The sequence below is a fragment of the Vogesella urethralis genome, assembly GCF_007644045.2.
GTDB lineage: Bacteria > Pseudomonadota > Gammaproteobacteria > Burkholderiales > Chromobacteriaceae > Vogesella > Vogesella urethralis.
The window spans coordinates 252,826-265,907 of record NZ_VMDW02000099.1; the positions used below are offsets into that span (position 1 = coordinate 252,826).

Consider the following 13,082-nt stretch of genomic DNA (forward strand, 5'->3'; position numbering starts at 1 on the left):
CTAGAAGCGGTGCCCTACGCTGAGCTTGAGGTTGCGCCCCGGTGCGTACACCGCTTCGCTCATATACGGCTGGTAGCTGCGGTTGAACACGTTGTCGATGCTGAGGTCGGCAAAGTTGTCTTTCAAAGCGCCTTGCCCCTGCCAGCGCGCAAACACGCTGTGCACGCTGTAACCCAGCGAGGTGGGCAGGGCGTAGCTGGCGACCTGGTCGTTCGGCTCGCGGTCCTGCTTGCGCACGAACTTGCCCTGCCAGCCGATGGCCAGCCCCAGCGCCGGCAGCTTGCCGCCGACGGTCAGTACCGCCTTGCGCGGGCTGACGTCGCTGACCGGCTGGTTCTGGCCCCACGGGTTGCGCACCGAGCCGGTGTGCTGGCCGCGCATCCAGCTGAGCGCGGCGCTGGCAAACAGGCTGCGGCTGTCGTAATGCAGTTCCAGCTCCAGCCCTTCGGTACGGTAGCCGGGCAGGTTGCGGTAGAACGATTGCTTGCCGGGGTTGGCGGTGCCGGGTTCGTACATGACGCCAAAGCGCTTGTGGATATTGTCGTGCACGATGTTGCGGTAGGCGGTAACGGTGCCGACCAGGCTGTCGTCACGGCTGAACAGGCCTTGTTCTTCCAGTTTCAGGCCGCCACGCAGGGCGGTCAGCCGCTCTTTGCGTAGCCCGCGGCTGCTCTTCGGCGCACTGCTGGCGGCGCTTTGCACTTCGTACTGCTCGTCGATGACCGGGGCGCGCCAGGTATGGCCGGCGTCGGCAAACAGGCTGAGGTTGCGTAGCGCTTGCAGGCTCAGCGCCAGGTGCTTGCTCCAGCCGCTGTAGCTGACGGCACGGTAATCGTGGCCGGCTTGCGGGTCGTTGTAGCGCGGTGCCAGGTTGGGCACGCCTTCGTTGTCTACCTTGTCGTAGCGCAGGCCGGGGGTGACGCTAAGCGGGCCGTACTGCAGCTGGTATTCGGCGTAACCGCCCAGTGTGTCCTGGAAGCCGGACGGCATGTAGTAGGGCTGCATCCAGCCGTAGTTGTAGCTGGCGTCGGTGCTGCGGTTGCGCAGGTACATCAGCGTGTCGCGGCGCTGGCGGTGGCTTTGCACGCCGACGGCCAGTTGCTGCGGCATCGTGTCGCTGCCCAGCTGCGCGGTATTGCTCAGCTCGAACTGCTCGTCGCGGTAGGCGGTGTGGCTCTGGTGGCCCAGGCTGGCGGCAAAGTCGCTGCTGACGCTATCGGGGCGGCGGTCGTCCTGCCGGCTGGCCGAACGGCTATAGCGCAGGTTCAGCGCCAGCCACGGCAGCTCGGCCGGCGCGTACTGCCATTGTGCCACCCGCGTTTCGTCGCGCTGCTCGCGCCACAGCACCTTGCGGCGCCAGGCTTCTTCCAGGCCGTAGCGATTGATGTCGGCCTGCGTCGGCGCCGGGATGTCGTCGCGCTTGGCGGCAAACGGCGACCATTCGGCGCTGTTGCTGTCTATCATCGACAGCGTCAGCCGGCTTTCGCCCAGCGGCAGCGCCAGCTTCAGCAGCGTGGATTCGCTGTTGGTGGCGGAAAACGGGTAGGCGGTGCCGTCGGCGCGGCGCTGGTTGTTGCCGTCGCGGCGTGTCAGCGAGGCCAGCAGCTCGACCGGCAGCGCTGCTTGGCCGCGGGCAAACACGGTAGCGCTGCCCACGTGCTGGCCGTCGTTGTTGTGGCGGCCGAACTTCAGCAGGCCGCCAACGTGTTCGCCGGGGCGCAGCAGGTCGCGTGCGTCCTTGCTCTCGACGCGGATGGTGCCGCCAAAGCCGCCGTTACCGTAGCGCACCGAGTGCGCGCCCTTGTCCACGTTGATCTGTTTGATCAGCTCCGGTTCGATGAACAGCGAGCCCTGCCGGTATTTCTCGAAGCCCTTGTTGGCGCCATCCAGCTGCACCCGTACGTCTTCGGTATCGCCAAAGCCCCAGATGTTCAGCGACTGCCCGCCGGGGCGCGAATTGCCGTTCAGGTCCACGCCGGGCAGGTTGTCCAGCAGGTGCGGCACGCTGATGGCCTGCTGGCTGTCGATTTCGTCCGGGGTGATGCTGGTTTTGCCCGGCGACAGCGGCCGCACGGCGGTAACGGTGACGGTAGGGAGTGTCGTGGTCTGGCTATCTGCCAGCGAGGAAGTGGCGTGAACTGCCAGCAGGATGGGCAGGGTGTAGCGCGTGTACATGATTTGTTGTGTTTGTTTTGCAATTGATAATCATTTTTATTATAAAAGCAAAACAATCGCTTGATCAAACCATGATGCGGCCGGCATGGGCGCCAGGCACCAGGCGCAAAAAAACCCGGCACAGGGCCGGGCGGGAAGTAGAGACGAGTTGTCTACACAGGATTACTTGGCAGCGGACGCCGCTTTTTTGGCAGCGTGCTTGTGATGTTCTTGCTTGTGGGCGGCCTTTTTGGCGTGCTCGGCGTGTTTGGCCGGGGCAGATTTGGCGGCCGGGGCGCTGGCCGGGGCTTTGGCGTCGGCGGCAAAGCCGGCAGCGGAAGTGAGGGCCAGGGCGGCGGCAACGGTGATGGCAGTCAGCTTTTTCATGGTCGGTATCCTTTGCTTGCGAAGACGGTAGCGGTATCAGGCGGGCTTACTTGGCGGCAGAAGCGGCTTTTTTGCTGCTGTGCTGCTTGTGTACGGCTTTCTTGGCGTGCTCGGCCTTTTTGGCCGGAGCCGCTTTGGCAGCCGGGGCGCTGGCCGGGGTCTTGGCGTCGGCGGCAAAGCCGGCAACGGAGGTCAGGGCCAGGGTGGCAGCGACGGCCAGGGTGGTCAGTTTTTTCATCATCCATTCCTTTGCGTGGAGAGGAAGCCACACCATGCGGCGTTTCCATGAGCTGCATGGTAGGCCCGACCGCACCGGCCGTCTGTTAGCCTGCTGTTGCGTGATGTATCGGGCTGCAAGCAGACGGATACACCCTGTTACCTGCCGCGGCGTGTTTGTCATCGATAGCGGTGATGGCGGGCGGCTGCCGCAGGAAAACCGTGTAAGTTGTTACACAAGCCAGCCGTCCGGTACCCGGCCAAAGCGCAATTGCGGCGTGCCGTGCCAGTCGGCGCACTGTTGCAAGGCCTTGCCGATGTCTTGCTGCAGGCGCTTGCCCGGCTTGATGCCCGGCTCCAGGTACAGCGCCTTCACCTCGAACACGCCCTGGGCACGGTGCGCCTTGGCGTCCAGCCGCCCCACCAGTTGGCCGCGTACCAACAGCGGCAGCACGAAGTAGCCGTACTGGCGCTTGGGCGCCGGGGTATAGCACTCGATGCGGTAGTCGAAGCCGAACAGCTGGCTGGCGCGCGCGCGGTGCCACACCACCGGGTCGAACGGCGACAGCACGCTGCAGGCGCTGGCTTTCAGCTGGCCGTCTGCGGCCAACCTTAGCGCGTCTTGCAGGCTGTGGTGCACGTAGCTGTCGCCCTTCAGCCCTTCTACCTGTACCGGCAGCAGCTCGCCGCTGTCGATCAGCGGCGCCAGCTCGGCGGCGCTGACCTTGCCGCGCAAGCGGTAGTAGTCGCCCACCCAGCCCGCTTGTACCAGGCCCAGTGCACGGCAGCTGGCGCGGATCATGTCGTGGCGGGCGGCAGCCGGCGTGGGCAGATGCTGCGCGTCGTCCCAGTGCGGCAGCACGCGCTCGGCCAGGTCGTACACGCGCTGGAAGTTTTCACGTTCACGCACCATCAGCTGGCCGCTGGTGAACAGTACCTCCAGGTGACGTTTTTCCGGTTTCCAGTCCCACCAGCCATTGCCCTTGCTGCCCTGGCGCGCAAAGTCGCGCGAGCGCACCGGGCCGTGCTGGCGGATGTGCGCCAGCATCCGTTCTATCTCGGCGTGGTGCTGCTGCATCCAGCGTACCGAGTACTTCCAGCTCATGGCCGCCGGGTCCAGCATGCGGTGGCGCAGCAGGCGGTAGTCTTCCACCGGTACGAAACAGGCTTCGTGCGCCCAGTATTCGAACAGCGCGCCGTCGGCCAGCAGGCCGTCCAGCCAGGCCGGGTCGTAGTGGCCCAGGCGGCTGTACAGCACCAGGTAAGGGCTGCGTGCCACCACGCTGATGGTGTCGATCTGCAGCAGCGCCATGCGGCGGATGGCGGCCAGTACGTCGTCGCGGGTGGCCTTGCGGCGTGGCGGGGTGAGCAGGCCCTGCGCGGCGAGGTGCAGCGCGCGGGCGTCGGCAAGCGACAGGTGGGGAATGGTCATGGCAATAAAATGACAGCGTGAACAGTGTGTACAGCATAGCCGTTCGCCAGCCGGCGCGGGCTGCGGGTAGAATGCCGGCGGCCCTGTCTTCACGGGCAGTTTCCCGCATGGCATGCTTTGTGTCATGGTGCGGATGCGGCAGCTGCGTGGCTGTCGTGTCTTTGTTCTTTAGGCGACGCGGTGCCGGCGAAGGATGTCGGCGCGTGACGCAATGTGGGCCTGTGGCCCGTAAACCTGAACCGTAGCGGCCACCCCGCAACGGCAAGGAGCGATCTTTATGTTGTTTTCCTGGTTTGAACGCCGGGTAGATGCCTACCCGGATACCCCGCCCCCGCAACCCCCGAAGGGGTTTTTCCCGTTTGTCTGGTCGGCCACCGCCGGCATGCGCGGCCTGATCCTGGCCATGGCGCTGCTGACGGCGGCGATCGGTGCCTTTGAAGCGCTGCTGTTTTCCATGCTGGGCTCCATCGTGGACTGGCTCAGTCACGTGCCGCCGGCGCAGCTGTGGGACAAGGAGCGCGACAACCTGCTGCTCTTGGGCGCCATCCTGCTGGCCAGCCCGCTGCTGATCGCGCTGCAGGCCATGGCCAAGTACCAGGGCCTGTTCGGCAACTTCCCGATGCGCCTGCGCTGGCATTTTCACCGCCACCTGCTGAACCAGAGCATGGCGTTTTATCAGGACGAGTTTGCCGGCCGCGTGTCGGCCAAGGTGATGCAGACCGCGCTGGCGGTGCGCGACACGGTGCTGATCATCACCGACATCATGGTGTTCGTGGTGATCTACTTCATCACCATGGTGGCGGTGGTGGGCAGCTTCGACGCGGTGCTGCTGTGGCCGTTCCTGGCCTGGCTGGCGCTGTACGTGCTGACGCTGCGCTTCTTCGTGCCGCGCCTGGGCAAGGCTGCCAGCGAGCAGGCCGACGCGCGCAGCCTGATGACCGGGCGTATCACCGACGCCTACACCAATATCGCCACCGTCAAACTGTTCTCGCAGGGTAACCACGAGGCACGCTTTGCCAAGGGCGCGATGCAGGAGTTCATGCACACCGCCTATCGCCAGATGCGGCTGGTGAGCGGCTTCGAGATCGTCAACCACATCCTCAGCATGGGCCTGATTGCCAGTACCGCCGGCGCCACGCTGTGGCTGTGGAGCCGCGGCGAAGTGGGCGTAGGGGCAGTCGCCGCCGCCACCGCCATGGCGCTGCGCCTGAACGGCGTGTCGCACTGGATCATGTGGGAGATGTCCAGCCTGTTCGAGAATATCGGCACCGTGCAGGACGGCATTACCACGCTGTCGCGCCCGATTGCCATCCACGACGCGCCGGACGCGCGCCCGCTGCAGGTTGGCCGCGGCGAGCTGCGTTTCGACAACGTGCGCTTCAGCTACGGCGGCGAAAAAGTGGTGATCGACGGCCTGAACCTCACCATCCGCCCTGGCGAGAAAATCGGCCTGGTTGGCCGCAGCGGCGCCGGCAAGTCCACCATCGTCAACCTGCTGCTGCGGTTTTACGAGCTGGAAAGCGGCCGCATCCTGATTGATGGTCAGGACATCCGCCAGGTGACGCAGGACAGCCTGCGCGCGCAGGTGGGCATGGTGACGCAGGACACCTCGCTGCTGCACCGCTCGGTGCGCGACAACCTGTGTTACGGCCGCATGGACGCCAGCGACGCCGACATGATCGCGGCAGCGCAGAAGGCCGAGGCGCACGAGTTCATCCTGCAGCTGACCGACCCCAAGGGCCGCACCGGCTACGACGCCCACGTCGGCGAGCGCGGCGTCAAGCTGTCCGGCGGCCAGCGCCAGCGCGTGGCCATCGCCCGCGTGATGCTGAAGGACGCGCCTATCCTGCTGCTGGACGAAGCCACCAGTGCGCTGGACTCGGAAGTAGAAGCCGCCATCCAGAGCAGCCTGTACCGGCTGATGGAAGGCAAGACCGTGGTGGCCATCGCCCACCGCCTGTCCACCATCGCTGCGATGGACCGGCTGATCGTGCTGGACAAGGGCCGGGTGGTGGAAGAGGGTAGCCACGAGCAGCTGCTGGCCAGGGGCGGCCTGTACGCCCGGCTGTGGGCGCACCAGAGCGGTGGTTTCCTGGGCGAGGAGATCGACCCCGACGAAGAGGCCGCGCTGGCGGCCGGCTAAGGTTGGCCGCAGGCTGACGACAGCCCCCTTCTACGGAAGGGGGCTTTTTCTTGCGGCGGGTGTGGCGCAATAAAGTAGTGATAGCACTACGCCTTGCTATCGATCAGCCAGCCGTTTGCGATCTTTACGCAACAAAAAGGCGTGACGCATCCCTAAATTGTGATGGTGTTTGCGTTAAAACAGACAGGGTTGTACCTCATTGACTACAGCTGCGCGATAATGCCGCAGCCCCCTCAGGGCGGCCTACCAGACCCGCCCGGCCTTCGGGAAGGGGGCGGGTTTTGTCGGCTGCTCTGCCCAACTCATGACGAGGTAGACATGACCCTGCAAGCCCCAAGCTTTGTTCGCCACCAGAAACTGATCGACTGGGTAGCCGAAGTGGCCGCCCTCACCAAACCGGCTGCCATCCACTGGGTAGACGGCTCCGAAGCGGAAAACCAGCAGCTGCTGGCCAAGATGGTGGCCGCCGGCACCCTGACCGCGCTGAACCCGGAAAAACGCCCCAACTCCTACGCCGCCTTCTCCGACCCGTCCGACGTGGCCCGGGTGGAAGACCGCACCTTTGTGTGCAGCGCCCGCCGCGAAGACGCCGGCCCCAACAACAACTGGATGGACCCGGCCGAAATGCGCAGCACGCTGCACGGCCTGTTCGACGGCTGCATGGCCGGCCGCACCCTGTACGTGATTCCGTTCAGCATGGGCCCGCTGGGCTCGCCGATTGCGCATGTGGGCATCGAGCTGACCGACTCGCCGTACGTGGTGGCCTCGATGCGCATCATGACCCGCATGGGCCGCAATGTGTACGAAGTGTTGGGCGAAGACGGCCCGTTCGTGCCCTGCGTGCACTCGGTGGGTGCACCGTTGGCCGCAGGCGAGGCCGACAAGCCGTGGCCGTGCAACCCGGACACCAAGTACATCGTGCATTACCCGGAAACCCGCGAGATCTGGTCGTATGGTTCCGGTTACGGCGGCAACGCGCTGCTGGGCAAAAAGTGCTTCGCGCTGCGCATTGCCTCCACCATGGGCCGCGACCAGGGCTGGCTGGCCGAACACATGCTGATCCTGGGTGTGGAAAGCCCGCAAGGCGACAAGCGCTACGTGGCCGCCGCCTTCCCCAGCGCCTGTGGCAAGACCAACTTCGCGATGCTGATTCCGCCGAAAACCTACGACGGCTGGAAAGTCACCACCGTGGGCGACGACATCGCCTGGATCAAGCCGGGTGCCGATGGCCAGCTGTACGCCATCAACCCGGAAAACGGCTACTTCGGCGTGGCGCCGGGGACCTCGGTGAAATCCAACCCCAACGCCATGGCGATGCTGAACGAAGGCGTGATCTTCACCAATGTGGCGCTGACCGACGATGGCGACGTGTGGTGGGAAGGCATGAGCAAGGACGTCCCGGCGCACCTGACCGACTGGCAGGGCAAGGACTGGACGCCGGAGATTGCCAAGGAAACCGGCCGCAAGGCCGCGCACCCGAACGCGCGCTTTACCGTGCCGGCGGCCAAGTGCCCGTCGCTGGACCCGGCGTGGAACGACCCGGCCGGCGTGCCGATCTCGGCCTTCATCTTCGGTGGCCGTCGCTCGTCCACCGTGCCGCTGGTGTTTGAAGCCGCCAGCTGGGAAGACGGCGTGTACATGGCTGCCACCATGGGTTCGGAAACCACCGCGGCGGCGTTTGGCGCGCAGGGCGTGGTACGCCGCGACCCGTTCGCCATGCTGCCGTTCTGCGGCTACCACATGGGCGACTACTTCCAGCACTGGCTGGGCATGGCCGACAAGGTGAGCAAGCTGCCGCGCATCTTCTGCGTCAACTGGTTCCGTACCGACGCCGACGGCAAGTTCATCTGGCCGGGTTTTGGCGACAACATGCGCGTGCTGGAATGGATTGTTGGCCGCGTACAGGGCACCGCCCAGGCCGAAGACAGCCCGCTGGGCAAGGTGCCGGCCTATGCGCACCTGAACTGGACCGGTCTGGACAGCTTTACCGAGCAGCACTTCCAGCAGCTGATGGTGCTGGACGAGGCCGCCTGGCGTCAGGAACTGGCCGCCCACGACGAGTGGTTTGCCAAACTGGCCGACGCCCTGCCGGCCAGCCTGGCCGCCCGCCGCAGCAAGCTGGCGGAGGCGCTGGGGGTGTAAACCCGGTATGTGAGTAAGACAAAGCCTGCCGCATGGCAGGCTTTTTTCATGCTGCTTGCGGCCAACCTTGCCGGCTTGGCCGCATCTTATTACGGCAGCAGGATCAGCGAGCCGGTAGTGCGGCGCGCTTCCAGGTCGCGGTGCGCTTGCGCGGCGTCGGCCAGCGCGTAGCGCGCCGACGGCTGCACCTTCACCGTGCCGTTGGTCACTTGCTCGAACACCGCGCCGGCCAGCGCTTCCAGCTCGGCGCGGGTGGCAATGTAGTCGTGCAGGCGCGGGCGGGTGAAGAACAGCGAGCCTTTCTGCGCCAGCAGCAGCGGCGAAAAGTCCGGCACCGCCCCGCTGGCGTTGCCGAAGCTGACCAGCATGCCGCGCGGCGCCAGGCTGTTCAGCGACATCTCGAAGGTATCCTTGCCGACACTGTCGTACACCACCGGCACGCCAGCGCCGCCGGTCAGTTCGCGCACGCGTGCCGGCACGTCTTCTTCGCGGTAGTTGATGACGTGGGCGCAGCCCAGTGCGCGCGCCAGCACGGCTTTGTCAGCGCTGCCAACGGTGCCGATCACCGTCACACCCAGCGCCGACAGCCATTGCACGGCAATCTGGCCCACGCCGCCGGCAGCAGCGTGCCACAGCACGGTCTGGCCCGGTTGTACACGGTAGGTATGCAGGATCAGGTAGGCCACGGTCATGCCCTGCAGCATCAGGCAGGCGGCGGTGTCGTCGCTGACGCTGTCCGGCAGTTTCACCAGGTGTTGCGCCGGTATCACGCGCTGCTGGCTGTAGGCACCCAGCGGGCCACCAGCGTAGGCGACGCGGTCGCCCACGGCTACGTGGCCGACGCCTTCGCCCACCGCCAGCACCACGCCGGCGGCTTCGCTACCCAGGCCGGATGGCAGCGGTAGCGGGTACAGGCCGCTACGATGATAGGTGTCGATGAAGTTGACGCCGATGGCAGTGTGTCGCAACAGCACCTCGCCGGAGCCCGGCTGGCCCGGTTCGACATGCTCGGTTTGCAATACGTCCGGGCCGCCGCTAATGTCAAAACGTACGCGCAGGCTCATGATCTTCCTTATCGAATGTTTTGGGTTTGAATGCTGGGCTTTCTATCAAGTTGGCCGCAGGTGGCGTGTACCAACGTGGCGATAGTGCACCAAAGCATCGTCAGGCAGGATAAACAGATTGTTCAGTGCGGCGCCTGAAAGGGGGGCATATGAAGGGTGTAGTGTTTACCGAATTTCTTGGCCTGGTGGAGCAGAAGTTTTCTGCCGACATGGTGGACGACATCATCGACGATGCCGACCTGCCGCACGGCGGGGCCTATACCGCGGTGGGGACCTATCCGTTTCCGGAGATGGTCAGCCTGATCGTAGCGCTGTCCAAGCGTAGCGGTATCGAGGTGCCGGTGCTGATCCACGCCTTCGGCCAGTACCTGTTTGGCCGCTTCTTCGTGCTGTACCCCGCTTTCATCAACGCTTGCGACAGCACTATCCAGCTGGTCAGCCACATCGAGCAGGTTATCCATACCGAAGTGCGCAAGCTGTACCCGGACGCCGAGTTGCCGTCGTTCGACGTCGAGGCGCATACCGCGCAGCGCCTGGTGGTGGTGTACCGTTCGCCGCGTTGCCTGGCCGACCTGGCGGTGGGGCTGATCGATGGCGCCATTGCGCATTATGGCGAGCAAGGGCGTGTCAGCCTGCTGCGCGAGCCACTGGACGCCGATGGCAAGGTGGTGCGTTTTGTGCTGGAAAAAACATGAGCGACGAAGACATCATCCCGCGTCTGGAAAAGCGGTTGGCGCGGGAAAAGCTGGCGCGGCAGGAAGCCGAACGCCTGCTGGAAGCCAAAAGCCTGGAACTGTATACCGCCAACTGCGAGCTGGCCGACGCGGCCAGGGTGCTGGAAGACAAGGTGGCCGAGCGTACGCTGGAGCTGAGCCAGGCGCTGGCATTGGCCGAAGCCGGCGTGCGGGCCAAGACCGAGTTTCTGGCGGTGATGAGTCACGAGCTGCGCACGCCGATGAACGGGGTGATGGGCATGGCCGAACTGTTGGCCGCCACGCCGTTGTCGGCGGCCCAGCGCGACCTGCTGCACACGCTGCAGGAAAGTGCCGAAGCGCAGATGGTGCTGATCAAGGACATTCTGGACCTGTCGGCCATCGAGAACGGCAACCTTTCCCTGCGCCACGACGAGGTGGACATGCTGGCGCTGCTGGATGGCCTGGCGGCGCAATACCGTACCCGCGCCAATGCCAAGGGGCTTAGCCTGTGGCTGGACCGGCCGGAGGCGCTGCCGTGGCTGCGTGGTGACGCCGACCGCCTCCGCCAGGTGCTGGGCAACCTGTTGTCCAACGCGCTGAAGTTCACCGAGGAAGGCCAGATCAGCGTGCTGGTGTCGTTGCAGAAACAGCCGGATGGCCGGGCGAGCTGGCAGATTGCCGTGCGCGACACCGGCATCGGCATGAGCCAGCAACAGCTTGACCGCTTGTTCAAGGCCTTCGAGATGGCTGACAGCTCGCCCACCCGTCGCCATGGCGGTACCGGCGTGGGGCTGGCCATCAGCCGGCGGCTGGCGCTGGCGATGAACGGCGACATCCTGGTGGAAAGCCAGCCCGGCGACGGCAGCTGTTTTACCTTCCGCTGGCTGGCCGAGACCGTGGCGCCGCCGGTGCAGCTGCGCAGTGGTGAGCGCGAGATCGAGCTGCCGGGGCCGGCGCGCGAGTTGCGCGTGCTGGTTGCCGAAGACAACCCCATCAACCAGAAACTGATCGTGAAGATGCTGCAACGCCTGGGTTTGAACACCATTGCCGTCGCCGACGATGGCGAACAGGCGCTAGGCGTGATGCAGCAAGGCTGCATCGACTTGGTGCTGATGGACATGCAGATGCCGAACATGAGCGGCGTGGACGCCACGCTGGCGATACGTGGCCAGGATCTGCCTGCCCAGCCCGACATCGTGGCGCTGACCGCCAACGCTTTCGAGGAAGACCGCCAGACCTGCCTGGGTGCCGGCATGGACGACTTCCTCACCAAACCGATTCGACTGGACCTGCTGGCCAGCGTGCTGTGCCACGCTGCCCGTGGCGACTACGCCGTGCAGCGCGACAGCCGGCAGCCGGCCTGAGCCATTCAGGGCCGGGCCGGAACCTGGCCTGTGATCGCCAGCAGGCCGGGCAGGCATTGCGGCCAACCTTGCAGCCGGTGATCGTCGCCGTTCAATACCGTGGTGGCCGCGCCGCGGTAGTAGCGTACCGCCTGGCGCCAGTCCAGCACTTCGTCTGCCGTTCCCAGCACCAGCCAGTAGTTGGCCGCCGTCAGCCGCGGCGGCCGCAGCGCCAGCAGTTCGTCCATGTGGTGCCAGCCCAGCGTGTAGTGCTCGCCGGTGTACGGGTTGTGCAGCGGGCCGATGAAGCGCGCCAGGTCGTCTTCCGGGCGGATGGCGGGGTTGATCAGCACCGCCGGCAGGGCAAAGCGTTCTGCCAACCAGGTGGCGTAATAGCCGCCCAGCGAGCTGCCGATCAGCACCACCGGCCGCTGGAAGCCGGTCAGATACTGCGTCATCTGCGCCATGGCCTGCGCCGGGTAGGGCGATAGCTGCGGGCTGTCGAAGGTGGCCTCTGGTGCGATGGCGTGCAGGTAGGCGCGGGTTTCCTGCGCTTTCAGCGATTGCGGGCCGGACTGGAAGCCGTGCAGGTACAGGTAGTGGGTCATGGCGATGGCCTTCAAATGAAACACGCCGTCAGCATAGCGGTGCCGGACGGCGCGTCAAGGCGGGCGGGGCGGTGGCGGGGGCTAGCGGCTTTTCCAGCGGTAGCGTTGCAGGATGCGCTGGATATCGCCCTGCTTTTCCAGCCGGGCAATGGCCTGATCGAGCGCGGCAACGCTGTATTGCCCGCCCGGCGCCACGGCGCATTGGGTCTGCAGGGTGGAGACCACCCACGGCTGCATGCGCAGTGGCTTGCCGGCTTGCGGGTTCAGCTTGACCCAGGCCGCCAGCTCCAGCTCGGAGCTGATCACCGCATCCACCATGCCCAGCCCTAATGCCTTCAGGCTGGAATCCAGATGTGGATGGTTGGCCCGCTCGGCACGGTGGCTTTGCCACAACGGCTCCAGCACCGGGTAGTGATAGCCGCGGATCACGCCCAGGCGCAGGGCGGCCAGATCGTCGCTGCTGCGGATGGTGCGCGGGTGGTTTTGCAGCGTGACCACCCGTTCGATCTGCGGGTAGAAGTCGCGGGTCCAGCCGTAACGCTGGCTGTTGGCAAACCAGGCCGGGTTGGAGTTACAGACCAGGTCCACCTTGCCGGCCTGCAAAGCCGGCTCTACCCGGTTGCGCGACAGCACCACGAATTCGGCACGGGTACCCAGCGTGCGCGCCAGCCCTTCGCCCAGCTCTTTGGACAGGCCGCTGGCCAGTTCGCGTTTGGCATTCAGTACCACGATGGGGGCGGCGTCCGATTCCGAAACGCCCACCCGTAGCACCGGCGCCGCCAGCAGCGCAGGGCTGGCCAATAGCAGCAGACAGGGAATGTATCGTGTTGTGAACATATGCAGCTCCCCGGGCAATGTTATGCCCTCTTGTTCTATAGGATGCGCCGTTGAGACCGGA

The 13,082-nt window shown here is 65.4% G+C and carries 11 protein-coding genes; 4 read left to right on the forward strand and 7 right to left on the reverse strand.

Annotated features, from left to right (window positions below; translation table 11 throughout):
* From FLQ03_RS13875 to FLQ03_RS13890, 4 genes are all read right to left on the reverse strand, one after another.
* Positions 1–2,175, reverse strand: a complete 2,175-nt coding sequence (locus FLQ03_RS13875) for a TonB-dependent receptor domain-containing protein (protein WP_144370768.1) — start codon at positions 2,173–2,175, stop codon at positions 1–3.
* Positions 2,176–2,337: 162 nt separating this feature from the next.
* Positions 2,338–2,541: a hypothetical protein gene (locus FLQ03_RS13880; RefSeq protein ID WP_144370769.1), complete on the reverse strand. Its 204-nt coding sequence runs from the start codon at positions 2,539–2,541 to the stop codon at positions 2,338–2,340.
* A 46-nt stretch (positions 2,542–2,587) separates the two neighbouring features.
* Entirely contained in the window at positions 2,588–2,779 is a 192-nt protein-coding gene (locus FLQ03_RS13885) for a hypothetical protein (protein WP_144370770.1), read from the reverse strand.
* A gap of 210 nt (positions 2,780–2,989) precedes the next feature.
* Entirely contained in the window at positions 2,990–4,189 is a 1,200-nt protein-coding gene (locus FLQ03_RS13890; protein WP_144370771.1) for a winged helix-turn-helix domain-containing protein, read from the reverse strand.
* 277 nt (positions 4,190–4,466) lie between these two features.
* Between FLQ03_RS13890 and FLQ03_RS13895 the strand changes: the two genes are divergently transcribed.
* The gene (locus FLQ03_RS13895) at positions 4,467–6,332 is read left to right on the forward strand and encodes an ABC transporter ATP-binding protein (RefSeq protein WP_144370772.1); all 1,866 of its coding nucleotides are present in this window, start codon (positions 4,467–4,469) and stop codon (positions 6,330–6,332) included.
* 318 nt (positions 6,333–6,650) lie between these two features.
* Positions 6,651–8,474, forward strand: a complete 1,824-nt coding sequence (locus tag FLQ03_RS13900) for a phosphoenolpyruvate carboxykinase (GTP) (protein WP_144370773.1) — start codon at positions 6,651–6,653, stop codon at positions 8,472–8,474.
* Positions 8,475–8,563: 89 nt separating this feature from the next.
* Here the strand turns inward: FLQ03_RS13900 and FLQ03_RS13905 are convergent, their stop codons facing one another.
* Positions 8,564–9,538, reverse strand: a complete 975-nt coding sequence (locus FLQ03_RS13905) for a quinone oxidoreductase family protein (RefSeq protein WP_144370774.1) — start codon at positions 9,536–9,538, stop codon at positions 8,564–8,566.
* A 149-nt stretch (positions 9,539–9,687) separates the two neighbouring features.
* On the opposite strand from FLQ03_RS13905, the gene FLQ03_RS13910 reads away from it, so the two are divergent.
* Together FLQ03_RS13910 and FLQ03_RS13915 are read left to right on the forward strand one after the other, a co-directional pair.
* The gene (locus FLQ03_RS13910; RefSeq protein ID WP_144370775.1) at positions 9,688–10,233 is read left to right on the forward strand and encodes a heme NO-binding domain-containing protein; all 546 of its coding nucleotides are present in this window, start codon (positions 9,688–9,690) and stop codon (positions 10,231–10,233) included.
* Positions 10,230–11,597: an ATP-binding protein gene (locus FLQ03_RS13915; RefSeq protein ID WP_144370776.1), complete on the forward strand. Its 1,368-nt coding sequence runs from the start codon at positions 10,230–10,232 to the stop codon at positions 11,595–11,597. Before FLQ03_RS13910 ends, FLQ03_RS13915 begins: the two co-directional genes overlap by 4 nt.
* Before the next feature lie 5 nt (positions 11,598–11,602).
* Here the strand turns inward: FLQ03_RS13915 and FLQ03_RS13920 are convergent, their stop codons facing one another.
* Positions 11,603–12,184, reverse strand: coding sequence for a YqiA/YcfP family alpha/beta fold hydrolase (locus FLQ03_RS13920; protein WP_144370777.1), 582 nt, complete (start codon positions 12,182–12,184; stop codon positions 11,603–11,605).
* Between the two features lie 81 nt (positions 12,185–12,265).
* Positions 12,266–13,021, reverse strand: coding sequence for a substrate-binding periplasmic protein (locus FLQ03_RS13925; RefSeq protein ID WP_144370778.1), 756 nt, complete (start codon positions 13,019–13,021; stop codon positions 12,266–12,268).
* Positions 13,022–13,082: the final 61 nt, after the last annotated feature.